The 25627-nt window shown below is 32.9% G+C and carries 19 protein-coding genes and 5 tRNA genes; 23 read left to right on the top strand and 1 reads right to left on the bottom strand.

Annotation, left to right across the window (positions count from 1 at the left end; genetic code table 11):
* The first annotated feature begins 11 nt into the window (after positions 1-11).
* The 21 genes from Q0873_RS10920 to Q0873_RS10820 all read left to right on the top strand — a co-directional run bounded on the left by Q0873_RS10920 (position 12) and on the right by Q0873_RS10820 (position 18930).
* Positions 12-731: a helix-hairpin-helix domain-containing protein gene (locus Q0873_RS10920; RefSeq protein ID WP_299107067.1), complete on the top strand. Its 720-nt coding sequence runs from the start codon at positions 12-14 to the stop codon at positions 729-731.
* Positions 732-759: 28 nt separating this feature from the next.
* Complete coding sequence (locus tag Q0873_RS10915; protein WP_299107064.1) at positions 760-1926, top strand: acyl-CoA dehydrogenase family protein; 1167 nt, start codon at positions 760-762, stop codon at positions 1924-1926.
* Between the two features lie 359 nt (positions 1927-2285).
* Entirely contained in the window at positions 2286-3674 is a 1389-nt protein-coding gene (locus Q0873_RS10910; RefSeq protein ID WP_299107062.1) for an alpha-amylase, read from the top strand.
* Positions 3675-3794: 120 nt separating this feature from the next.
* Complete coding sequence (gene rpsU, locus Q0873_RS10905; RefSeq protein ID WP_299107060.1) at positions 3795-3992, top strand: 30S ribosomal protein S21; 198 nt, start codon at positions 3795-3797, stop codon at positions 3990-3992.
* A 92-nt stretch (positions 3993-4084) separates the two neighbouring features.
* Positions 4085-4969, top strand: a complete 885-nt coding sequence (locus Q0873_RS10900) for a tyrosine-type recombinase/integrase (protein WP_299107058.1) — start codon at positions 4085-4087, stop codon at positions 4967-4969.
* A 13-nt stretch (positions 4970-4982) separates the two neighbouring features.
* Positions 4983-5291, top strand: coding sequence for a ribosome-associated translation inhibitor RaiA (gene raiA / locus Q0873_RS10895; protein WP_299107056.1), 309 nt, complete (start codon positions 4983-4985; stop codon positions 5289-5291).
* A 98-nt stretch (positions 5292-5389) separates the two neighbouring features.
* Positions 5390-5463: transfer RNA gene (locus Q0873_RS10890), tRNA-Thr, on the top strand.
* Positions 5464-5505: 42 nt separating this feature from the next.
* Positions 5506-5588, top strand: a tRNA-Tyr gene (locus tag Q0873_RS10885).
* A 21-nt stretch (positions 5589-5609) separates the two neighbouring features.
* Positions 5610-5682 (top strand) — tRNA-Gly (locus Q0873_RS10880).
* Between the two features lie 11 nt (positions 5683-5693).
* Positions 5694-5766 (top strand) — tRNA-Thr (locus Q0873_RS10875).
* A gap of 77 nt (positions 5767-5843) precedes the next feature.
* Positions 5844-7031 carry an elongation factor Tu gene (gene tuf / locus Q0873_RS10870; protein ID WP_299107054.1) on the top strand — a complete coding sequence of 396 codons (1188 nt, stop codon included), beginning with the start codon at positions 5844-5846 and terminating at the stop codon, positions 7029-7031.
* 61 nt (positions 7032-7092) lie between these two features.
* Positions 7093-7165 (top strand) — tRNA-Trp (locus tag Q0873_RS10865).
* Between the two features lie 54 nt (positions 7166-7219).
* Complete coding sequence (gene secE / locus Q0873_RS10860; RefSeq protein ID WP_299107051.1) at positions 7220-7411, top strand: preprotein translocase subunit SecE; 192 nt, start codon at positions 7220-7222, stop codon at positions 7409-7411.
* Positions 7412-7413: 2 nt separating this feature from the next.
* Positions 7414-7962 (top strand): transcription termination/antitermination protein NusG, encoded by a 549-nt coding sequence (nusG, locus tag Q0873_RS10855; protein ID WP_299107835.1) that lies wholly within the window; start codon positions 7414-7416, stop codon positions 7960-7962.
* Between the two features lie 64 nt (positions 7963-8026).
* The gene (rplK, locus tag Q0873_RS10850) at positions 8027-8467 is read left to right on the top strand and encodes a 50S ribosomal protein L11 (RefSeq protein WP_086030475.1); all 441 of its coding nucleotides are present in this window, start codon (positions 8027-8029) and stop codon (positions 8465-8467) included.
* 20 nt (positions 8468-8487) lie between these two features.
* On the top strand, positions 8488-9180 hold the full coding sequence (gene rplA, locus Q0873_RS10845) for a 50S ribosomal protein L1 (protein ID WP_299107048.1): 693 nt from the start codon (positions 8488-8490) through the stop codon (positions 9178-9180).
* A gap of 21 nt (positions 9181-9201) precedes the next feature.
* A complete protein-coding gene (gene rplJ / locus Q0873_RS10840) occupies positions 9202-9717 on the top strand; it encodes a 50S ribosomal protein L10 (protein WP_299107046.1) in 516 nt (171 codons plus the stop codon).
* Between the two features lie 50 nt (positions 9718-9767).
* Complete coding sequence (gene rplL / locus Q0873_RS10835; RefSeq protein WP_299107044.1) at positions 9768-10142, top strand: 50S ribosomal protein L7/L12; 375 nt, start codon at positions 9768-9770, stop codon at positions 10140-10142.
* 239 nt (positions 10143-10381) lie between these two features.
* The gene (gene rpoB, locus Q0873_RS10830; protein WP_299107043.1) at positions 10382-14191 is read left to right on the top strand and encodes a DNA-directed RNA polymerase subunit beta; all 3810 of its coding nucleotides are present in this window, start codon (positions 10382-10384) and stop codon (positions 14189-14191) included.
* A gap of 98 nt (positions 14192-14289) precedes the next feature.
* On the top strand, positions 14290-18564 hold the full coding sequence (gene rpoC, locus Q0873_RS10825; protein WP_299107042.1) for a DNA-directed RNA polymerase subunit beta': 4275 nt from the start codon (positions 14290-14292) through the stop codon (positions 18562-18564).
* A gap of 57 nt (positions 18565-18621) precedes the next feature.
* Entirely contained in the window at positions 18622-18930 is a 309-nt protein-coding gene (locus Q0873_RS10820) for a DUF3467 domain-containing protein (protein WP_299107041.1), read from the top strand.
* 76 nt (positions 18931-19006) lie between these two features.
* Here the strand turns inward: Q0873_RS10820 and Q0873_RS10815 are convergent, their stop codons facing one another.
* A complete protein-coding gene (locus Q0873_RS10815) occupies positions 19007-20161 on the bottom strand; it encodes a hypothetical protein (protein ID WP_299107039.1) in 1155 nt (384 codons plus the stop codon).
* Between the two features lie 260 nt (positions 20162-20421).
* On the opposite strand from Q0873_RS10815, the gene Q0873_RS10810 reads away from it, so the two are divergent.
* Together Q0873_RS10810 and Q0873_RS10805 are read left to right on the top strand one after the other, a co-directional pair.
* Positions 20422-23709, top strand: a complete 3288-nt coding sequence (locus Q0873_RS10810; protein ID WP_299107037.1) for a hypothetical protein — start codon at positions 20422-20424, stop codon at positions 23707-23709.
* Positions 23678-25627 (top strand): DUF3857 domain-containing protein, encoded by a 1950-nt coding sequence (locus Q0873_RS10805; RefSeq protein ID WP_299107035.1) that lies wholly within the window; start codon positions 23678-23680, stop codon positions 25625-25627. The genes Q0873_RS10810 and Q0873_RS10805 overlap by 32 nt, the downstream gene beginning before the upstream one ends.

The following is a 25627-nucleotide window of genomic DNA, read 5'->3' as shown; positions in this document are numbered from 1 at the left end:
GGAAAGATAACATGAAAATATTTAAATCCCATTTCTGGTATAACAAACGCCAAAGAAATGGGATTTTCTTTTTGCTTTTAATTGTAGTCATATTACAATGCGGTTATTGGTATACTGCTAATAGCACGGTAAATGATATGATAGAAGAATCAGAAGAACTTCTCGCTTTTCGTGAGGAAATTGATAGTTTAAAATTACTAGAGATTGAACGAAGAAAACCTAAGATATATCCTTTTAATCCAAACTTTATTTCAGATTTCAAAGGATATAAGTTAGGTATGTCTTTAGAAGAAATTGATAGGCTACATGCATTTAGAAAGAAGAATCAATATGTAAACTCTGCAAAGGAATTTCAGATAGTGACAAAAATTTCGGATAGTCTATTAGCTGTAATTGTCCCTTATTTTAAGTTTCCAGATTGGGTTATAAAGAAGAATAAGCGTTTACAAAGAGAAAAGAAGAGGACAGCGTCAAAAGATATAAAAAGATTAGAAAGAGTAGTTGTTATAGAAGAAGCCAAGGAGGTTGAAGCGATTAAAAAAATCAATATTAACACAGCTACATTTAAAGAAGTTTTAAGAATTCCTGAAATAGATTACGAACTATGTAAAATGATTTTTGAGTATCGAGATGAGGTTGCTGAACTTCAAGATATCTCAGAATTAAGAAATATTAAAGATTTTCCATTAGAAAAATACAACAGAATAATCTTATATTTGGAAGCCAAATAACAAACAACAACAAATTCAAAACAAACCGATGAATAATATGTACTTTACGGAGGAGCATGAAGCTTTTCGTGATAGTTTTAGAGATTTTTTGCAGAAAGAAGTAGTTCCACATATTGAAAAGTGGGAAAAAGATGGAACTGTAGAGCGTTTCATTTGGAAGAAGTTTGGAGAAATGGGGTATTTCGGATTAAATCAGCCAGAGGAATATGGAGGATTAAATTTAGATTTATTCTATACCGTAATCTTCTTAGAGGAATTACAAAAAATTAATTCTGGTGGTTTTGCCGCTAACATGTGGGCTCATGCATATTTAGCAATGACTCATGTGAATAAGGAAGGAGATGAAAGAATAAAAAAAGAATACTTAGTACCAAGTATCGAAGGAGAAAAAATAGGTTGTTTATGTATTACAGAGCCTTTTGGAGGAAGTGATGTGGCAGGTATGCGAACTACCGCGATTAATAAAGGAGATACATACGTACTTAATGGTTCTAAAACTTTTATCACTAACGGAGTATATTCAGATTATTTAGTGGTAGCAGCTAAAACAAACCCAGAAGATAAACATAGAGGGATGAGTATTTTTATTGTTGATAGAGATACTCCTGGAATTTCTTCAACAAAATTGGATAAATTAGGTTGGAGAGCTTCAGATACTGCGGAGATTGCATTTGACAATGTTGAAATCCCAGCAGAAAATTTAATGGGAGAAGAAGGAAAAGGCTTTCCATATATCATGCAACACTTTGCATTAGAAAGATTAGTTATGGGAGTAAATGCTCATGCTAGAGCTGAATATGCGGTAGACTACGTGTTGCAATATATGAGTGAAAGAGAGGCTTTTGGCAAGACATTAGATAAATTCCAAGCTTTACGTCATAAAGTTGCTGAAATGGCAAGTAGAGTAGATATGTGTAGAGAATACAACTATTCTATTACAAAACGTTTAAATGACGGACAATATGTAGTAAAAGAAGCAAGTATGAGTAAATTACTTTCTACTAAAATGGCAGATGAGGTAATTTATGATGCATTGCAGTTATTAGGAGGTTATGGATATATGGAAGAATATCCAATGGCTCGATTGTTACGTGATAGCCGATTAGGACCTATTGGTGGAGGAACTTCTGAAATCCTGAAAGAAATTATCGCAAAAATGGTAATCGACAAGAAAGAATATAAGCCAGCTACTTAAGCTTTCTGGATTAGCTTTTTGCGAAAATACGTTTCCGCATCGCAAAAATGGTAATCGACAAGAAAGAGTACAAGCCAGCTACCTAAGCTTTCTTGATTAGCTTTTGCGAAAATGCGTTTCTGCATCGCAAAAATGGTAATCGACAAGAAAGAATATAAACCAGCTACTTAATTTTTTAAGAAATTATATAAAGTAAAAACCACTCAATAATTGAGTGGTTTTTTTGTGAATTGCATTTTTTTAGTTGATTGTTGTTGAAATATTAATAAGTTTTCAACACGAAAACGATTTCGTCTCTATATCGATTTCGTGGTTTCGTTTTCTCTTGTTAATTTCAAGAAATTTTAAAACAAATAAAGATGAGATCCCTTCTAAAAAAGAGTTGGTATGTCTTACCAATGGTAGCTGTTTTTTTAAGTTGTTCGAATGAGAACCAAATAGAAGAACAGTTAAAAGTAGAATCAGCAAAAGAGAAAAACAATGTTCAATCTGCAAGAGCAGGATTAAAACCAATAGGTTCTGGAGTTATGATGCAGGCCTTTTATTGGGATGTTCCTGCTGGAGGTACTTGGTGGGATACTGTAAAAGGTAAGGTACAAGATTGGAGTGATGCAGGTATTGATGCCATTTGGCTACCTCCCGCTACAAAAGCACAAAATGGAGCATTGTCTATGGGATATGACCCGTTTGATTATTTTGATTTCGGAAAATATAACCAAATGGGGAGTGTAGAAACTCGCTTTGGATCAGAAGACGAGTTAAAAGGGTTAATTACTGAAGCGCATAATGCACAACTAAGTGTAATTGCAGATATAGTAATTAATCATAATAGTGGAGGAGCTAGTGAGTTTAATCCAGTGAGTAATCAGAATTATTGGACGAAGTTTACACCACTTTCAGGAAAGTTTACAAGAGATTATAATGATTTTCATCCTAACCATAATCATGCAAGTGATACAGGAGTATTTGGAGGATTCCCGGATTTATGCCACCACCAGGTAAGAGTTCAGAATGAATTATGGAAGAACTCAGAGTCTGTAGCAAAGTATTATAAAAATGTAATAGGGTTTGATGGATGGCGTTTCGATTATGTAAAAGGTTTTGAACCATGGGTAGTGAAAGATTGGAAAAATGAAGTAGGTGGATTTACCGTAGGAGAATATTGGGATGGAAATGCAGGTACATTAGATTGGTGGTCTGGTCAGGCTGAAGCGAGTGCTTTTGACTTTGCTTGTTACTATAGAATGAAAGATGCATTTGATGGGAATAACTTAAATAGATTAAATGATGATATGTTATGGAAAAGAAGTGCTATGAGAGCGGTAACTTTTGTAACAAACCATGATACAAATGAAATATACCATGGTAAAATGTTAGCCTATGCTTATATATTAACACATGAAGGATATCCTACAATTTTTTACAGAGATTATGAAGAATGGTTGAATAAGGAGAGATTAAATAATTTAATATGGATACATAACAACTTAGCAGGAGGAAGTACCAATATATTATATACAGATAATGATGAGTATGTAGCGAAAAGAAATGGGAATAACAATGCAGGTTTAGTGGTATATATAAATAATGCCGATCACTGGCAAGAGCGTTGGGTAGAAACGAATTGGTCTAATACACGTATTAAGGATTATACAGGGCATTCTAATTGGGAGCCTGTAACTCAAGGTGGACGTTGGGTGAAAATACAAGTACCGCCGAAAAGTTATTCTGTTTGGGCGCCAAAATAATTTCAACTAAATCTTGCTAATTCGAAAACTCTCTGTATCTTTGCAGTCCGAAAATTAAAACAACTAGTAACTTATAGTTACATAAAGATATAAGACTACAGTGAAAGGAGGTGCAAACACATGTTAATCATTCCGGTAAAAGAAGGAGAGAATATCGATAGAGCATTAAAACGTTATAAACGTAAATATTCTAACGTTAAGATCATGAGAGAATTACGTGGTAGAAAGCAGTTTACAAAGCCTTCTGTAGCGAAAAGAGCTCAAAAAATTAAAGCATCTTACGTTCAAAGATTAAGAACTCAAGAAGAATTAGGTTAATCAAATAACCTTATAAAGAATAAAACCTGTATTGTTTCAATACAGGTTTTTTGTTTTTAAAACTTTATTTTTGAAAAAAAACACTTAAATCTATGTTGATTGATTCTTTTATAGATTACTTACAATTAGAAAAAAAATATTCGATTCATACTGTAAAAGCATATGAAGCCGATTTATTAGCGTTTCAGAAGTTTAGTGTCGAAGAGTTTGAACAAGAAAATATAGAAGAACTACACTATAATCAAATTAGAAACTGGATTGTATCATTGGTAAATTTAAATATTACCAATAGATCTATTAATAGAAAGGTGAGTTCATTAAAGTCTTTTTATAAGTTTTTACTGAAAATAGGAGAAATAGAGGTGAATCCATTGGCGAGTCATAAGTCATTAAAAGTACAAGAAAAAGTACAGTTACCTTTTTCAGAAGAAGAAGTATTAAAGGTTTTTGAAGAGATTGCTCAAGAAGATGAATTTGTAGGAGTAAGGAATAAATTGATAGTAGAGTTGTTGTATACTACAGGGATTCGAAGAGCAGAGTTAATTCAAATTAAAGAAGGTGATATAAACTTTAATGATAAGACACTTAAGGTTTACGGAAAAAGAAATAAAGAGCGATATGTGGTGTTATTAGATTTGGTTATAGAAACACTTCAGAAGTACTTAAAGCTTAAAAGACAAATAGATACCGATACAGAAGAGTTGCTAGTTACAGAAAGAGGAAATAAACTCTATGAAACTCTTGTTTACAGAATAATAAATTCGTACTTTAGTAGGGCTTCAACGAAGGTAAAAAAAAGTCCGCACATGTTGCGACATACATTCGCGACTCATTTATTGAACAGTGGAGCATCTCTAAACACGGTTAAAGAATTACTAGGGCATTCAAGTTTAGCCTCAACTCAAGTTTACACACATAGTAGCTTGGAGCAAATTAAAAAAGTGTATAACAAGGCTCATCCTAGAGAGTCGACCTAAAAATTGTAAAATTATGAAGGTATTCACACAATCAATTAACTTCACCGCAGATCAAAAATTATTAGACTACATTGAAAAGAAGATTGGAGGTCTAGAAAAATTTCATGATAAGATTGTAGATGCAGAAGTATTTTTAAAAGTGCAAAAAACTAGTGAGAAAGAAAATAAAATAACGGAGGTTAAAATTAATATTCCGGGAAATGAACTTATTGTAAAAAAACAATATAAAACCTTCGAAGAAGGGGTTAGCGTAGCGGTAGAATCGTTAAAAAGACAGTTAAGAAAATCTAAAGAGAAATTGAAAGATTCTTTAGTATCCTAAAAACATGAAAAAATATTTAAAAAAAGTTTTAGAAATTCGAAATAACTTTTTACATTTGCAGTCCGTTAGAAATAGCGGATTGTTTTTTTATGGCAATAGCCGATATAGCTCAGCTGGCTAGAGCAGCTGATTTGTAATCAGCAGGTCGTGGGTTCGAGTCCCTCTATCGGCTCTAAGAAGACAAAAGTTCATTAAAATATTATAAGATTTTATAGGGGAGATTCCAGAGCGGCCAAATGGGACGGACTGTAACTCCGTTGTCTTTCGACTTCGCAGGTTCGAATCCTGCTCTCCCCACAAAATCTTAGAAATTTTATTGCGGGAGTAGCTCAGTTGGTAGAGCGTCAGCCTTCCAAGCTGAATGTCGCCGGTTCGAACCCGGTCTCCCGCTCTAAATTTGTTGCCGACATAGCTCAGTTGGTAGAGCGCATCCTTGGTAGGGATGAGGTCACGGGTTCAAATCCCGTTGTTGGCTCTATTTTTAGAGTTTATTAAACAACGAGTTTTAAAGTAACACTAAATATATTTAACTAAGAATTAAAATTAATAATCATGGCAAAAGCAACTTATGATCGTTCGAAGCCACACTTAAACGTTGGTACTATCGGTCACGTAGATCACGGTAAGACTACATTAACTGCTGCTATTACTAAAGTATTAGCTGACGCAGGGTTTTCTGAGCAAAGAGATTTCGATCAAATTGATAACGCTCCTGAGGAAAAGGAGAGAGGTATTACAATTAACTCTTCTCACGTAGAGTATGCAACATCTAACCGTCACTATGCACACGTTGACTGTCCTGGTCACGCGGATTATGTAAAGAACATGGTAACTGGAGCTGCGCAAATGGATGGTGCTATCTTAGTAGTAGCTGCTACAGATGGTCCAATGCCACAAACTCGTGAGCACATCTTATTAGGTCGTCAGGTTGGAATTCCACGTATCGTTGTTTTCTTAAACAAAGTTGATATGGTTGACGATGAGGAGTTATTAGAGTTAGTAGAAATGGAAGTAAGAGAATTATTATCTTTCTATGAATATGATGGAGATAATGGTCCTGTTGTAATGGGTTCTGCTTTAGGTGCTTTAAATGGAGAGCAAAAGTGGGTAGATACAGTTTTAGAATTAATGGAAGCTGTTGATACTTGGATTGAAGAGCCACCAAGAGACACTGAAAAAGATTTCTTAATGCCAATCGAAGATGTATTCTCTATTACTGGTCGTGGTACAGTAGCAACTGGACGTATCGAAACTGGTATCATCAACTCTGGAGATCCTGTAGAGATTATCGGTATGGGAGATGAGAAATTAACTTCTACTGTAACTGGAATTGAGATGTTCCGTCAAATCTTAGATAGAGGTGAGGCTGGAGATAACGCTGGTATCTTATTAAGAGGTATTGAGAAAACTCAAATTAAGAGAGGAATGGTAATCTGTAAGCCAGGTTCTATTACTCCACACGCTAAGTTTAAAGCTGAGGTGTATATCTTAAAGAAAGAAGAAGGTGGACGTCACACTCCATTCCACAACAACTACCGTCCACAGTTCTACGTACGTACAACTGACGTAACTGGTAACATTGGTTTACCTGATGGAGTTGAAATGGTAATGCCTGGTGATAACTTAACAATCACTGTAGACTTAATCCAACCAATCGCATTAAACGTTGGTTTACAGTTCGCTATCCGTGAAGGAGGTAGAACAGTAGGAGCTGGTCAGGTAACTGAAATTTTAGACTAATTATAGTTTAATATAAATTATAAGGAGTCTCTTTAAAAGAGAGACTCCTTTCAAATGAAATACGGGTTTAGCTCAGTTGGTAGAGCACTGGTCTCCAAAACCAGGTGTCGGGAGTTCGAGTCTCTCAACCCGTGCAAATCAAAGCGAGTTGTGGTTGTTTTACTGCAACTCGTTAAAAGGATAAAAACATGAATAACTTTATACAATACATCAAGGATTCTTTTGAGGAATTAAATACTAATATGACTTGGATTTCTCGTGAAGAGGCGCAAAAGTCTACAGTGGTTGTAGCTGCATTTACAATTGTTTTTGCATTGGCAGTGGCTGCTATCGATAAAGTTTTTCAAACTGGATTAGATAATTTCTTTAAAATGTTTTAATGATGGCTGATTCGGTAATGAAGTGGTATGTAGTTAGAGCAATTGGTGGTCAGGAGAATAAAGTTAAAACTTATATTGAGACAGAAATTGCGCGTCATGGTTTGTCGGACTTTGTGAATCAAGTAATTGTTCCAACCGAAAAAGTTATTCAAATTAGAAACGGGAAAAAGATAAACAGAGAACGTGTTTATTTTCCAGGTTACGTAATGGTAGAAGCTAATTTAGCTGGAGAGGTTCCTCACGTAATAAAAGCAGTAACAGGAGTTATTGGGTTTTTAGGAGAAACAAAAGGAGGTGATCCTGTACCAATGCGTAAAGCAGAAGTGAATCGAATGTTAGGTAAAGTAGATGAACTTTCTGTAAAAGACGAAAATGTAGTAATACCTTACGCAGTAGGAGAAACTATTAAAGTAATCGATGGGCCATTCAATGGATTTGATGGTATCATTGAAAAGGTAAATGAAGAGAAACGTAAGCTAGAGGTAATGGTGAAGATTTTTGGTAGAAAGACACCTTTAGAGTTAAACTACATGCAAGTAGAGAAAATTTAATTGTTACACCATAGAAAATGTGTTTTTAGCTTCCAATTTTAAATACATTATTAAATTTTAAACAATGGCAAAAGAAGTAAGTAAATTAGTTAAACTACAAGTTAGGGGAGGTGCTGCGAATCCGTCGCCACCAGTTGGACCCGCTTTAGGTGCTGCCGGTGTTAACATCATGGAGTTCTGTAAGCAATTTAATGCTCGTACACAGGACAAACAAGGTAAAGTTTTACCAGTTGTTATTACTGTTTATACAGACAAATCTTTCGAGTTTGTTGTAAAAACACCACCAGCTGCAGTACAATTACTAGAAGCGGCCAAAATTAAGAAAGGTTCTGGAGAACCAAACAGAAAGAAAGTAGCAAGCGTTACTTGGGATCAAATTCGTGGAATTGCAGAAGATAAGATGGTAGATATGAATGCCTTCAAAGTAGAATCTGCAATGAGAATGATCGCTGGTACAGCACGCTCTATGGGATTAACAGTAACAGGTGATGCTCCTGCAGAGTAAACTTAAAAGCAATTTAGAACATGGCAAAATTGACTAAAAAACAAAAAGAAGCTCGTGCTAAAATTGATAGCTCTAAAGTTTACAATTTAACAGAGGCATCAGCTTTAATCAAAGAAATTACAAATGTAAAATTTGATGCATCGGTAGATTTAGCAGTACGTTTAGGAGTAGATCCACGTAAAGCAAATCAAATGGTACGTGGAGTTGTAACATTACCTCACGGAACTGGTAAAGATGTAAAAGTTTTAGCATTAGTTACTCCAGATAAAGAAGCAGAAGCTAAAGAAGCAGGTGCTGATTATGTTGGATTAGATGAATACCTTCAGAAAATTAAAGGAGGTTGGACAGATGTAGACGTTATTATTACTATGCCGTCTGTAATGGGTAAATTAGGTCCTTTAGGACGTGTATTAGGTCCTCGTGGTTTAATGCCTAACCCAAAGACAGGTACGGTAACTATGGACGTTGCAAAAGCAGTAACTGAAGTAAAGGCTGGTAAAATCGACTTTAAAGTTGATAAAACTGGTATCGTGCATGCAGCAATCGGAAAAGCGTCATTTGATGCAAATAAGATTGAAGATAATGCAAATGAGTTATTACAAACACTTATTAAATTAAAGCCAACTGCAGCAAAAGGAACTTATATTAAAAGTATTTTCATGTCTTCTACTATGAGTCCAAGTGTTGCAATAGATGTAAAATCTGTATCGTAAGGCAGTTAAAACTTTTCAATTATGACTAGAGAAGAAAAATCACAAGTAATTCAAGATTTAACAGCACAATTAGCAGATACTAATACTATCTATTTAGCAGATATTTCTGGGTTAGATGCAACAACTACATCTAACTTACGTAGAGCTTGTTTTAAAGCAAACGTACAATTGGCTGTTGTGAAGAATACATTGTTAGAGAAAGCAATGGAAGCTTCTGATAAAGATTTTGGTGAGTTACCAGAAGTATTAAAAGGTAATACATCATTAATGATTGCTGAGGCTGGAAATGCTCCTGCTAAAGTAATTAAAGAATTCCGTAAGAAGTCTGATAAGCCTTTATTAAAAGGAGCTTATGTAGAAGAGGCAGTTTATGTTGGAGATGACCAATTAGACGCTCTTGTTAACATCAAGTCTCGTGAAGAACTTATTGGAGATATCATTACATTATTACAATCTCCTGCGAAGAATGTTGTTTCAGCTCTTCAATCAGGTGGAGGTAAGTTATCAGGTATCTTAAAGACCTTATCGGAAAAATAATTAAGCGCACTAATAAACTAAATAATAAAAATTTTTAAAAACAAATCAAAATGGCAGATTTAAAAGATTTCGCAGAACAATTAGTTAACTTAACAGTAAAAGAAGTTAATGAATTAGCAGATATTTTAAAAGATGAGTATGGAATTGAGCCTGCAGCAGCAGCTGTAGCAGTAGCAGGACCAGCAGCAGGTGGTGGTGATGCAGCTGAAGAAAAGACTGAATTCGACGTAATCTTAAAAGCAGCTGGAGGATCTAAATTAGCAGTTGTAAAGTTAGTTAAAGAATTAACTGGATTAGGATTAAAAGAAGCTAAAGCAATCGTTGATAGCGCACCAGCACCAGTAAAGGAAGCTGTATCTAAAGACGAAGCTGAAGGATTAAAGAAGTCTTTAGAAGAGGCAGGAGCAGAAGTAGAATTAAAGTAAGCTCACTATCCCGAGTTTAACATCGGGAAAAAACAATAAAGGTTTAGGTACTAGAAACTTAGGTTTCTAGGCCTAAACCATTTTGTGTATATATTCGTTCGTTATTTTATAGTATCTTACAAAGAAACTGTAAATCGATTATAAGGCACTGATTTTTAATCAGTAATAGCAATTAAAATTGCAATATTGAACCTGTAGGTTTCAAAAAAAATATTTTTAATTTAAAAATAGTATCTCTTTTGGCAACGATAAACACTACTGAAAGAATTAACTTTGCATCTTCTCGTTTAGGAGCTGATTATCCTGATTTCTTAGATATTCAGGTAAAATCTTTCCAAGACTTTTTCCAGTTACAAACAAAAGCGGAAGAGCGAGGTGAAGAAGGGTTGTATAAAACCTTCATGGATAACTTTCCAATTACCGATACACGTAACCAATTTGTATTAGAGTTTTTAGACTATTTTGTAGATCCACCTAGATATAGCATTCAAGAATGTATCGAGCGTGGATTAACGTATAGTGTACCATTAAAAGCTCGTTTAAAATTGTACTGTACCGATCCTGAACACGAAGACTTCGAAACTATTGTTCAAGATGTGTACTTAGGTACAATTCCATATATGACAAACTCGGGTACCTTCATTATTAATGGTGCAGAAAGAGTTGTTGTATCTCAATTACACCGTTCACCAGGTGTATTCTTCGGGCAATCATTCCACGCAAACGGAACCAAGTTATACTCTGCTAGAGTTATTCCTTTTAAAGGTTCATGGATTGAATTTGCTACCGATATCAATCAGGTAATGTATGCCTACATTGATAGAAAGAAAAAATTACCAGTAACAACGTTATTCAGAGCCATAGGTTTTGAAAGAGATAAAGATATTTTAGAAATTTTTGATTTAGCTGAAGAAATTAAAGTTTCAAAAGCTGGATTAAAAAAAGTATTAGGGCGTAAATTAGCTGCGAGAGTATTAAAAACGTGGCACGAAGATTTCGTAGATGAAGATACAGGAGAAGTAGTTTCTATTGAACGTAACGAAATCATCTTCGACCGTGATACTATTTTAGAAAAGGAACATATTGAGGAAATAATCGAAGCTGGAGCTAAGACTATCTTATTACATAAAGAAGATAACTTGCAAGCAGATTATGCCATCATTCATAATACATTACAAAAAGATCCTACAAACTCAGAGAAAGAGGCAGTAGAGCACGTATATAGACAATTACGTAATGCTGAACCGCCAGATGAGGAAACTGCACGTGGTATTATTGAGAAGCTATTCTTCTCAGAGCAACGTTATAGTTTAGGAGAAGTAGGACGTTTTAGAATGAATACTAAATTGAATCTAAATGAAGATTTAGATCAAAAGGTATTAACTAAAAACGATATCATTACGATCATTAAGTATTTAATTGAGTTAATCAATTCAAAGGCTGAAGTAGATGATATCGATCACTTATCTAATCGTCGTGTTAGAACTGTAGGTGAGCAATTAGCAGGTCAGTTTGGAGTTGGTTTAGCTCGTATGGCACGTACAATTCGTGAAAGAATGAATGTTCGTGATAACGAGGTATTTACACCAATTGACTTAATTAACGCTAAGACCTTATCGTCAGTAATTAATTCATTCTTTGGTACTAACCAGTTATCTCAGTTTATGGATCAAACAAATCCATTAGCAGAGATTACGCACAAGCGTCGTTTATCGGCATTAGGACCTGGTGGTTTATCAAGAGAAAGAGCAGGTTTCGAGGTTCGTGATGTTCACTATACACACTATGGTCGCTTATGTCCGATTGAAACACCTGAAGGACCGAACATTGGTCTTATCTCTTCTTTAGCAGTATTTGCTAAGGTAAATAATATGGGATTCATTGAAACTCCGTATAAGAAGGTAGATAATGGAGTAGTTGCTCCAGAAGAGCCGATTTATTTATCTGCTGAAGAGGAAGAAGGAATGAAGATTGCGCAATCTAACTTACCAATTAACGATGATGGAAGTTTTGGAACAGATAGAGTAATTGCTCGTGAAGAAGGAGATTTCCCTGTGGAAACTCCAGAAGCAATTAACTATATGGACGTTGCTCCTAACCAAATCGCTTCTATTTCTGCATCATTAATTCCGTTCTTAGAACATGATGATGCAAACCGTGCGTTAATGGGATCTAACATGATGCGTCAGGCAGTGCCATTATTAAGACCTGAATCGCCGATTGTTGGAACTGGATTAGAGCGTAGAGTAGCTAAAGATTCTCGTATTTTAATTAATGCTGAAGGAGCAGGAGTTGTAGAATATGTAGATGCTAATAAAATTACAATTAAGTATGATAGAACAGATGATGAGCGTTTAGTAAGCTTTGATACTGATGATAAATCATACGACTTAATTAAGTTTAGAAAGACTAACCAGGGTACTAACATTAACTTAAAGCCAATTGTAAGAGTTGGAGATAGAGTTGAAGAAGGTCAAGTACTTTGTGAAGGATATGCTACACAAAAAGGAGAATTAGCTTTAGGAAGAAATATGAAAGTAGCCTTTATGCCTTGGAAAGGATATAACTTCGAGGATGCAATTGTAATTTCTGAAAGAGTTGTAAGAGAAGATATTTTCACATCTATTCACATTGACGAATATTCATTAGATGTTCGTGACACGAAATTAGGTGCAGAAGAGTTAACGAATGATATTCCTAACGTATCAGAAGAGGCTACAAAAGACTTAGATGAGAACGGAATGATTCGTATTGGAGCAGAGGTTAAGCCTGGTGATATCTTAATTGGTAAGATTACGCCAAAAGGAGAATCTGATCCAACACCAGAAGAAAAATTATTACGTGCTATTTTTGGTGATAAAGCAGGAGATGTAAAAGATGCATCTTTAAAAGCTTCACCATCATTAAGAGGAGTAGTAATTGATAAGAAGTTATTTAGACGTGCTGTAAAAGATAAGAATAAGAGAGCTAGAGATAAGGAAGCAATTGCTACTTTAGAAGCTTCTTATACATCTAAATTTGAAGGATTAAAAGATCGTTTAATCGAGAAATTATTCTTCTTAGTAAACGGAAAAACTTCTCAAGGAATATTTAACGACTTAGGAGAAGAAGTATTACCAAAAGGTAAGAAATTTACTCAAAAGATGTTAAACTCTGTTGACGATTATACACACTTAAGTGGTAACTGGACAACAGACAAAGAGTTAAACAAAATGGTTGGTGAATTAATTCACAACTATAAGATTAAAGTAAACGACTTACAAGGTATGTTACGTCGTGAGAAGTTTACTATTTCTGTAGGAGATGAATTACCAGCTGGAATCTTAAAGCTTGCTAAAATTTACATTGCTAAGAAACGTAAATTAAAAGTAGGAGATAAGATGGCAGGTCGTCACGGAAACAAGGGTATCGTTGCCAAGATAGTACGTGCAGAAGATATGCCATTCTTAGAAGATGGTACACCAGTAGATATCGTATTAAACCCATTAGGGGTACCTTCTCGTATGAACATTGGTCAGATTTATGAAACTGTTCTTGGATGGGCAGGTCAAAAATTAGACCAGAAGTATGCAACGCCAATTTTTGATGGTGCAAATATCGATGAGATTAATGCATTAACAGATGAGGCTGGAATTCCAAGATATGGACATACTTACTTATATGATGGAGGAACAGGTAAACGTTTTGATCAACCTGCAACTGTTGGGGTAATTTATATGATTAAGTTAGGACACATGATTGAAGATAAGATGCACGCGCGTTCTATTGGTCCTTACTCATTAATTACACAACAACCATTAGGAGGTAAAGCACAGTTTGGAGGTCAGCGTTTCGGAGAAATGGAGGTATGGGCACTTGAAGCATATGGTGCATCAAGTATCTTAAGAGAGATCTTAACTGTAAAGTCTGATGACGTATTAGGTAGAGCTAAAACTTACGAATCTATTGTTAAAGGAGAAGCAATGCCAGAACCAGGTTTACCAGAATCATTTAACGTATTAATGCATGAACTTAAAGGTTTAGGATTAGACGTTAGGTTAGAAGAATAAGCACAGTGAAATGTCTCAGAGCTTTGCTCTGAGGCAAATCATTTTTTCAATAGCAGTCTTTTAAAGGCTATTTTCAATTATAATTCGAATCCATTATCATGGCAAGAAAAAACGAAAAATACACTGTTAAGAAGTTTAACAAAATTACAATTGGTTTATCTTCTCCAGAGGCAATTTTAGAAGCTTCTAAAGGAGAGGTTTTAAAACCAGAAACAATTAACTATCGTACGCACAAACCAGAACGTGACGGATTATTCTGTGAGCGTATCTTTGGTCCTGTAAAGGATTATGAATGTGCGTGTGGTAAATATAAGCGTATCCGTTATAAGGGTATCGTTTGTGACCGTTGTGGTGTTGAAGTTACTGAGAAAAAAGTACGTAGAGATAGAGTTGGTCACATTAATTTAGTAGTGCCAGTAGCACATATTTGGTATTTTAGATCATTACCAAACAAGATGGGATACTTATTAGGATTACCATCTAAGAAGTTAGACATGATCATTTACTATGAGCGTTATGTTGTAATTCAACCAGGTATTGCTAAAAATGCAGAAGGAGAACCATTACAAAGAATGGATTTCTTAACTGAAGAGGAATACTTAGACATCGCTGATGAACTTCCACAAGATAACCAATATTTAGACGATTCTGATCCAAATAAGTTTATCGCTAAGATGGGAGCAGAGTGTTTAGAGGAATTATTAGCTCGTATTGATTTAGATGAATTATCATATCAATTACGTCATAAAGCAAATACAGAAACTTCTAAGCAACGTAAGAATGAAGCTTTAAAGCGTTTAAATGTTGTTGAAGCATTTAGAGATTCTCAAAAGAATAGAGAAAACAAACCAGAATGGATGATTATGAGAGTAGTTCCGGTAATTCCACCAGAATTACGTCCATTAGTTCCATTAGATGGAGGTCGTTTCGCTACTTCTGATTTAAATGATTTATATCGTCGTGTTATCATCCGTAACAACCGTTTAAAGCGTTTAATGGAGATCAAAGCTCCAGAAGTAATTTTACGTAATGAAAAACGTATGTTACAAGAATCTGTAGATTCATTATTTGATAACACACGTAAAGCTTCAGCAGTAAAAACAGAATCTAACAGACCATTAAAATCATTATCTGATAGTTTAAAAGGTAAGCAAGGACGTTTCCGTCAGAACTTATTAGGTAAGCGTGTTGATTACTCTGCACGTTCGGTTATTGTTGTTGGACCTGAATTAAAATTATACGAATGTGGATTGCCAAAAGATATGGCAGCTGAATTATACAAACCTTTCGTTATTCGTAAGTTAATCGAAAGAGGTATTGTTAAGACAGTAAAATCTGCAAAGAAAATTATAGATAGAAAAGAGCCTGTTGTTTGGGATATCTTAGAAAATGTAATTAAAGGACACCCAGTTTTATTAAACCGTGCCCCTACCTTACACCGTTTAGGTATTCAAGCATTCCAGCCTAAGTTAATTGAAGGAAAAGCGATTCGTTTACACCCATTAGTATGTACGGCATTTAACGCCGATTTCGATGGGGATCAAATGGCGGTTCACTTACCATTAGGACCAGAGGCTATCTTAGAAGCGCAGTTATTAATGTTAGCTTCTCACAATATCTTAAACCCTGCAAACGGTGCTCCAATTACAGTACCATCTCAGGATATGGTATTAGGTTTATACTATATGACGAAAGAGCGTAAGTCTACACCAGAAGTGCCAATCAAAGGAGAAGGGTTAACTTTCTATTCACCAGAAGAAGTAACAATTGCTTACAACGAAGAGAGAGTAGACTTAAATGCAGGAATTAAAGTAAGGACTCAAGACTTAAACGAAAACAAAGAGTTAGTAACTAAGATTATATCAACAACTGTAGGTAGAGTATTATTCAACGAAGTAGTACCAGAAGAAGCAGGATATATCAACGAGGTATTAACTAAGAAGTCTTTAAGAGGAATTATTGGAGGTATCTTAAAAGTAACGGATATTCCATCTGTAGGTAGATTCTTAGATGCTATCAAAGGAATGGGATATAAGTTTGCATTCCAAGGAGGATTATCATTCTCATTAGGAGATATCATTATTCCAGAAGAAAAACACACCATGATTGCTGAAGCTAACAAAGAAGTGGATGGAATCGTGATGAACTATAACATGGGTATGTTAACGCAAAAAGAGCGTTATAATCAGGTAATTGATGTTTGGGGATCTACCAACAACAGATTAACTGAATTATCTATGAAGCGTTTACGTGAAGACCAGCAAGGATTTAACTCGGTATTTATGATGTTAGATTCTGGAGCTCGTGGATCTAAAGAGCAGATTCGTCAGTTAACTGGTATGCGTGGATTAATGGCAAAGCCTAAAAAATCTACTGCAGGTGGTGGAGAAATTATTGAAAACCCGATTCTTTCTAACTTTAAAGAAGGGTTATCAATTTTAGAATACTTTATCTCTACGCACGGTGCTCGTAAAGGTCTTGCCGATACAGCATTAAAAACTGCCGATGCAGGATACTTAACACGTCGTTTAGTAGATGTATCTCAGGATGTTATCGTAAACGAAGAAGATTGTGGTACTTTAAGAGGTTTAGAAGTAAGACCATTAAAGAAGAATGATGAAATCGTTGAGCCATTAAGCGAAAGAATTTCTGGACGTTCAGCATTATATGATGTATATCACCCAACTACAGATGAAGTATTAGTAGGAGCTGGAGAGTTAATTACACCTAAATTAGCAGATGTAATTGAAGAAGCAGGATTAGATAGAGTAGAAGTTCGTTCAGCATTAACTTGTGAAGCTAAGCGCGGAATTTGTGCGAAGTGTTACGGACAAAGTATGTCGAATGCTAAGAAAGTTCAAATTGGTGAAGCAGTTGGTGTAATTGCAGCACAATCGATTGGAGAGCCTGGTACGCAGTTAACATTACGTACATTCCACGTTGGAGGGGTTGCAGGAAATATTTCAGAAGAGAATAAATTAATAGCGAAATTTGACGGTAAGGTTGTTATTGACGATTTACGTACAGTAAAAGGAAAAGATAACAATGGTGAAGAAGTAGATATCGTTATTTCTCGTACTGCTGAAATCAAAATTTTCGATAAGAAAACAGATATTACCTTAAGTACGAATAATATTCCTTACGGATCTATCATTTTCGATAAAGATCGTAAGTCTATTAAGAAAGGAGAAGCTGTATGTCAGTGGGATCCATTTAACGGAGTTATCGTTTCTGAGTTCTCAGGAAAAGTTAAATTCGATAATTTAGAGCAAGGAATTAACTTCTCTGTAGAAATCGATGAACAAACTGGTTTCCAAGAGAAAGTAATTACAGATTCTAAGAACAAGAAGATTATTCCTTCTTTAATTATAGAAGATGCTGATGGTAACGCATTGCGTTCATACAGTTTACCAGTGGGAGCACACTTAATGGTAAGTGACGGAGACAAAGTAGAGTCTGGTCATACTTTAGTTAAGATTCCTAGAAAATCTGGTAAAGCAGGGGATATTACTGGAGGTTTACCACGTGTAACAGAGTTATTCGAAGCTCGTAATCCTTCTAACCCAGCAGTAGTTGCTAAAACAGATGGTGTAGTATCATTTGGTAAAATCAAGCGTGGTAATCGTGAGATTATTATTGAATCTAAAACTGGAGAGATTAACAAGTACTTAATCAAGTTATCAAACCAAATCTTAGTTCAAGAAAATGACTTTATCAAAGCGGGTATGCCATTATCTGATGGAGCTACTACTCCTGTAGATATTTTAAATATTAAAGGACCTTCTGCAGTGCAAGAGTACTTAGTAAACGAAATTCAAGAAGTATATCGTTTACAAGGGGTAAAAATTAACGACAAGCACTTCGAAGTTGTTGTACGTCAAATGATGCGTAAAGTTAGAATTATTGATTCTGGAGATACATTATTCTTAGAGAATCAATTAATTCATAAGAATGACTTTATCGAGCAAAATGATGCAATGTTCGGAATGAAAGTTGTTGAAGATGCTGGAGATTCTGAAAACTTAAGAGCAGGTCAAATGATTTCTGCACGTGAGTTAAGAGACGAAAATTCAATTTTACGTAGAGCAGATAAAAACTTAGTAATAGCACGTGATGCTCAACCAGCAACTGCTGAGCAAGTATTACAAGGTATTACAAGAGCTTCGTTACAAACGAAGTCGTTTATCTCTGCGGCGTCATTCCAGGAAACAACTAAAGTATTAAATGAAGCTGCCGTAAACGGTAAAGTAGATACTTTAGAAGGATTAAAAGAAAATGTAATTGTTGGTAAGCGTATACCTGCAGGTACAGGAATGAGATCTTACGATAAGTTAATCGTAGGGCCAAAAGATGAAATTGAAAACAGTTTATAATTTCAAATAGAAAAGACCTCTAAATTTTAGAGGTCTTTCTTTTTTAAAACTATTTACATGGAAGAAAAAAAAGAACCACAATTAAATATAGAGTTAGATCAAGAAATTGCTGAAGGAACGTATAGTAACTTAGCAATTATCAATCACTCAGTATCGGAGTTTATTGTAGATTTTATTAATATTATGCCAGGAGTACCTAAGGCAAAAGTAAAATCGAGAATTATCTTAACTCCACAACACGCGAAGCGTTTATCAAAAGCGTTAGCTGAAAATGTGCGTAAATTTGAACAGGCACATGGTGAAATAAAAGATTACGAGCAACCTCCTATACCAATGAATTTTGGTGGAACCACAGGAGAAGCTTAAGCATAAAAAAACCGAAACGATCATCGTTTCGGTTTTTTTATTAATTAATGAGTAATGTTTTTTGAGGATAAATTTGTTACAGAGCAATACAATTCCCTGTAATTATTTGTTCCTTAAAAATACCAGAAAGTCTAGTTAAACCTAACACATTTCCGTTTTTAAGAATATCGGTAAGTACACAAAAGTCTTTAAGAATAGCATTATCCCTTAATTCTAAATTACCAACCACAACAGTTAGTTTACTCAGTTGCGTAATATCCTTTAACAAAGGATTAAAATTGATTTCTAAATTGCCACCTACTTTATGAAGGTTATTTAACCCTTCTAAGCTTGTTAACTTTGGGGTAGAGGATATGATGAGATTCTTTTCTACAGTTACTAAAGACTTCAAACTAACTACACTATTTAGTTGAGGGTTATTTATAATGGAAATGCCGGTCTTAACATAATCTAACTCTTTCAAGTCTAATGAAACAAGAGATTTGTTGTAGCCTATATAAGCGCCGTTAATTGTATATACGTTTTCTAAACCTTTTAAGTTAATTAGGGCATCATTGTTATCAATATTTATATTTTCTAATATTTGTAACTTAGAAAGTGCATCTATATGAACTAAAGTTTTATTATCTCTTAGGTACAAGTTGTTAATAGCTATACCTTCTAATCCGTTTAAATTCGTTAAAGAAGGATTATGATCAATGTCTAATGTAGTTATAAAAAGATATTTGTTAAAGGTAGTTAAGCTATTCAATTCATTGTTATTATCGATACGAATATCTAATATGGTACCTGTTAACTGTTCTAAACCTTGTAAGTTTTTAAGCTTAGGGTTAAACTGAATAGTTAATCGATCTAATTTTTTAATTTGCCTTAAACCTTGAATGTTTTCAAGTTTTGAATTGTTGCTAATAATTACACTACCACCAATGGACTTTAAGTTCTCTAATCCATCGAGATTGATAAGGTCATGATTGTAGTAAAAGGATAAATTTCCTCCAATGGTTTTTAAAGTTTTTAATCCATTAAAGTTTTGAGTATAGACATGAGATATGCTTAAGTCGCCTGTAATTGCCTCATATTCACTAGCTATAAAGGAATTATACTCATCTATGTTTTTTAACACTACATTTCCTTCATATACCTTAGGAGGTTGTTCTATAACTTCTGTTTTGTCATCATTACAAGAAATTCCGAATGCGAGAACCGCAATCAGCAATACTATCTTTTTCATAAAAAATGTTTTAATTTTTGGTGGACAAAAGTACATTTTTAAAACTAAAGATTATTGGTTAAAGAATACTTCCTTTTGAAGGGTTAGACTTAAAACAAATAAAAGACAGACTTAGGTATGTCTTTTTGTTTTCGGTGTAAAGTGGTATTTGAGAGTTTCGAATTAGATTAACTACGAAGATCATTTTCTAAATTATAACCTTGTCTACAAACTAAATTAAAGCTCTTGTTCTATTTTGTTAAAAACAGTACTTTTACTGAATGAAAAAAATATTAATTGCTATACTCTTCTTTGGGAAAATAGGCTTTTCTCAAGAGAAAATTCCTTTTATTGATTATTCAGAAATAAGCTCACTAGCACAAGAAAGTATAAATGCAGGTGATTTTGAAAAAACAGTTGAATTACTGAGTAGAATACCCAAAAATGATTCAACTTATTATTCTGCAATGAAAAGTAAATCATATTATTTACTACAACTGAAAAAATATGAGGAAGTAATCAAAATCGCAAACGAAGGAATAAAAAATCATCACAATCATTCAAAAGATGCTTATTATGTTAATAAGGGAGTTGCTTTAACTAATTTAAAAAGATATAGTGAGGCAATGGATACCTATGATGAGGCTTTAAAAATCTATCCTAAAAGTTATTTAATATGGTATAACAAAGGAATCGTTGCAACATCAATGGGTAATTTAAATGATGCAATTTCTTTTTATAAGAAATCTATAATACTAAATCCATTCTATAGAAATCCTCATTTCCAGCTTGGAAATATATTTTATAAACAAGAGCGCCTAACTCAGGCTTTAATGTGTTTTAACGTTTATTTATTGCTAGAACCAGATGCTAATAACGCATTTGATGTATTAAAATCTCTTAACAATGTAGTTAAGGCAAATAACTTAAATAAAAGAGATCTTAATATTGAACTATTAGAAGCAGATGATTCTTATGAAGAGATTGATTTAATATTAGATAGTAAAATGACTTTAAATAAAAGTTACAAGCTAGATAATGAAATAAATGTGGCTCTGACTAGACAAAACCACGCATTAATTACCCAATTAAGAGATTTTGAAGGGAATGATGGATTTTGGAGTGAGAAATATTTACTGTTGTACAAATGGATTGCTGAAAACAATTATTTTGATGATTTCACGTACACTTTATCATATTCTATCGAGAATGAAAATTTTAAAAAAGTAATACAGAAAAACAAGAAAAGAGTTATTACATTCTTAGGTAAGTTTAAAACAAAATGGGCTTCATTAACCTCAAAAAACAAGATCCTTTTTAATGGAGAAAAACAAGAAGTCACATTTGATTATGATAAGAATTATACAAATGCCGTTGGTAGAATGGAAAATAATATTCAGATTGGTTATTGGGAATATTATGATGAAGATGGAATGTTAATAGCCAAGGGAGATTTTGATAAATTAGGAAAGAGAATTGGAAAATGGACATGGTATACAGGTTTAAATGAAGTAAAAGAAACTGCATTTTATGTAGATGGGAAATTAAATGGTAAAAACTTAATGCTCCATAAAAATGGGAATACCTATGTTAGTGCAAACTATAAAGAAGGAAAGTTAGAAGATGAGTATAAATATTACAATTCTAACGGAGCTTTAATTCAACATAAATATTTTAAAGGTGATACATTAGATGGAATCTACAAGTCATATTTTAAAGTCGGGGAAGAAATTTTAGAATTTAATATTCCTTACAAAAATGGATTAATATATGGTGAGGCCACTGAATATTATTCGAATGGTCAAATTTATTCGAAAACAAATTATTCTGGTGGAAAGATAACTGGAGTGCAAACCCAATATTATATAGATGGTGGTATTTCTTCTGAGATAAACTATAACAATGGCGTATATGAAGGTAGTTATAAAACGTACCATAAAAATGGTGAAGTGAGTCAACTTGGGCAATGTAAAGAGGGTGCATATGATGGAAGTTGGAAGCAATATTATCCTAATGGTATTTTGCAAAGTGAGTTTAGTTATAAAAATGATAAATTAACAGGGGTATCTAAAAATTATGATACGGATGGTAAATTATATTACGAATTTAATTATCGAAAAGGAAATATAATTTCATACCGTTATTATGATAAACAAGGTAAAGTTATTAAGGAAGGGGAAAAAAAAGGGGGTGAATTTTTATACGAAGGAATGTCTCCATTAGGAGTAAAAATTACCGAAGGTTTGTATGATGTTTCTGGAGGAAAAAAAGGAAAATGGAAATATTTCACAAATAATGGAATACAATACAATGAGGGGGAGTATGTTGATAATAAAGCTGAAGGAAATCATATTGAATTTTATAAGAATGGTGTTAAAAAAAGTATAACACCTTACAAAAATGATATTATTGAAGGATATTATACTGCTTATCATTTAAATGGAAATCTTAAAGTTCAAGGATGGTATAAAAAAGGAGAACAACATGGCGTTTGGAAGTATTATTATTTAGATGGTACGAAACAGGCTATTAACTTTTTTCATAAAAGTAAATTGCACGGTAATCAAATATATTATGGAGTAAATGGAAAAGTTTTTTCTGAAGAAAAGTATAAATATGGTGAGTTAATTAAAGAAGTTATTTATGATAATAATAGTAATGTTTTTCAAACAATAGATTATACTATTAAAAAAGGTGAGAATGTTATTACACGAAAACACATAAATAATGAAATACAAGAAAGTATAACCTTTGTTAATGGAGTAAGGCATGGTGAATATAAAAAGTATGATTTTAATGGAAATTTAATCATAGATGGAAATTATTTAAATGATAAAATGAATGGTCTTTGGACCTGGTATGATAATGGAAAGATCAATGCGACAATAAATTATTTAAATGGTGAGATTGATGGTGATTACATTACTTATTATCAAAATAAAAGAATAAAGTCAAAAACATTATATGATTTCGGATTAGAAGTAGGAAAAAGTATTGACTACTTTAAAAATGGAAAGGAGAAAATTTCAACTAATTACTATCAAGGGAAATTACATGGCAGAAAAAAGTTTTTTGATCCAACAGGTAAATTACAATTAGTTAGATTTTATGAATATGGAAGATTAATTGGATATAGTTATGAAGATAAAAATGGAGATGAATTACCTATGATTCCTTTGAAAAATGAAACAGGAAAGATAATCTCTTATTATAATAATGGAAAAATAGCTAAGGAGTTAGAGTATAAGAATGGTGATCTAATTAATATATATAAGTCGTATTTCTATAATGGTAATCAAGAAGATGAAATTCATTTTGTCGATGGAGAATATGAAGGTGTGAAAAAAGAGTTTTTTGAAAATGGTAAATTGATGGAAGAATCTGAATATTCTTATGGTGTTCTTCATGGAAAGAAAAAAGAGTATTTTGAAAACGGTATTATAAAAAGCGAGGAATCATATATAAATGGTCAGTTAAATGGTATTTGTTTGTACTACAACGAAAAAGGAAAACTTAAAAAAAAGAAAAACTATTGCAATGATAAAATATGGTCAGAAGAAGTCTTTTAGATTTTTCTTCCAATTAACTATAATCTTATTATCACCTCTTCTTATTTTTTCTCAAGAAAATAAAGAACAAGATTTTTATAAAAGAAAATATCCTGAAGCTCTTAAAGTAAGGTTGAATCAGGAAATCTCTGTTTCAATTACTCTAAATAAAGGAAAATTAGAAATAAATCAAGAATTCTTGGAAGAGGATCTATATTTAAATTCTTCAGCGAATTATGCTTCTAAAAGCAGTGTAAAGTATTCTTCTTTTTTTGAGTTAGAAGAAATAGAAGCTTCTTCTTTTTCTTTTGAAAAAGGAAAATATGTCGAATATGAAGTAGAAAAATTTACAGAGAAAGATAATTTGAACGATGTATTTTATGATGATGTGAAAGAATTAAGTTTTATTTATCCTAATTTAAGAAAAGGATCTAAAACCAAACTTTATTATAAAGAAAAAATAAAAAATCCTAGATTTTTAGGACACTTTTACTTTGCTGATTATTTCCCAATAATCAAAAACAAAATAACTTTAATAGTTGATAAAGGAATTGAACTTAATTTTAAAAAATTTAATCTAAACAAAATAAATTTAAAGTATTCAAAAAGAAACAAAGGAAGAAAAGTTATTTATTCTTGGGTAGTAGATAACGCTATTGCTTTTAAATTTGAAGATGATTCACCTAACTACAAAAACGTTTTACCGCATATAATTCCTTACATTACTACTTATAAAGTTAAAGGGAAAACGAAGAAAGTTTTGGGTAGTGTAAGAGATCTATATGATTGGTATTATTCGCTAGTTAAAGATGTAAACAAAGAAAAAACAAATCCCGAATTAGTTCAGTTGGTAAAAAAACTAACAGATAATAAAAAAAATGATCTAGAAAAAGTAAGAGCTATTTTTTATTGGGTTCAAAAAAACATAAAATATATTGCTTTTGAATATGAACTAGGTGGATTTATCCCAAGAGAATCTAATGATGTTTTCCATAAAAAATATGGAGATTGTAAAGATAACTCGAGTATACTTTTTAAAATGTTAGAAATTGCTGATTTGAAAGGTAATTTAACTTGGATTGGGACAAGAAGTATTCCATATTCTTATAATGAGGTACCAACACCAGCCGTTGATAACCATATGATTTTGTCTTACGATTTCGATGGTAAGACTTATTACTTAGATGCAACAGGGAGATATATAGAATTAGGAATGCCAACATCTTTTATTCAAGGAAAAGAGGCTCTTATTGCAGATGGGAGTAACTTTAAAGTCAAGAAAGTTCCTATTATTAAGGCTGAAAAGAATAAGATTAAAGATTCAACAATCATACGTATTTCTAAAAATAGTTTACTGGGGAAAACTGAATCGATAATTTCTGGATATCCAAAAACAGATTTTTTTTCGCATCTGGAAAGTAAGAGTTCAGAAGCGAAATTAAAAGAATATTATAATATCAGATTTAGAAAAGGGCACAATAAGTTTTTAATAAAGAATATTGTTGAAAATAATAAGTACAACTATGATAAAGATTTTAAAATCAAATATGACTTTGTTATTGATAATTATATAAAGGAAATAGGGAATGAAATTTATGTAAACTTAAATCTCAATAAAGAAATACAAAAATTTAAAATTGAAAAAGAAAGGGAGTTTGATATTGAATATAATTATAAAAGTTCGTTTGAATATGTTACTGTTTTAACCATTCCTGAGAATTATGAAGTTGATTATATTCCCGAAAATATTATGATAAACGATGAATTATTAAAAGTATCAATTAATTATAAAGTTAATGGTAATAAAATAATTTACAAACATGATTTACAATTAAACTATTTAGTTCTTAATAAACAAGAACAAGACTATGTGAATAAACTTATAGAAAAAATTCTAAAAAATTATAAAGAAATAATAGTACTAAAAAAAACAAATTAA

Source organism: uncultured Tenacibaculum sp. (assembly GCF_947498805.1).
Lineage (GTDB): Bacteria > Bacteroidota > Bacteroidia > Flavobacteriales > Flavobacteriaceae > Polaribacter.
The sequence above is the reverse complement of the archived record's forward strand: the minus strand, read 5'-3'. Positions and strand labels throughout refer to the sequence as shown.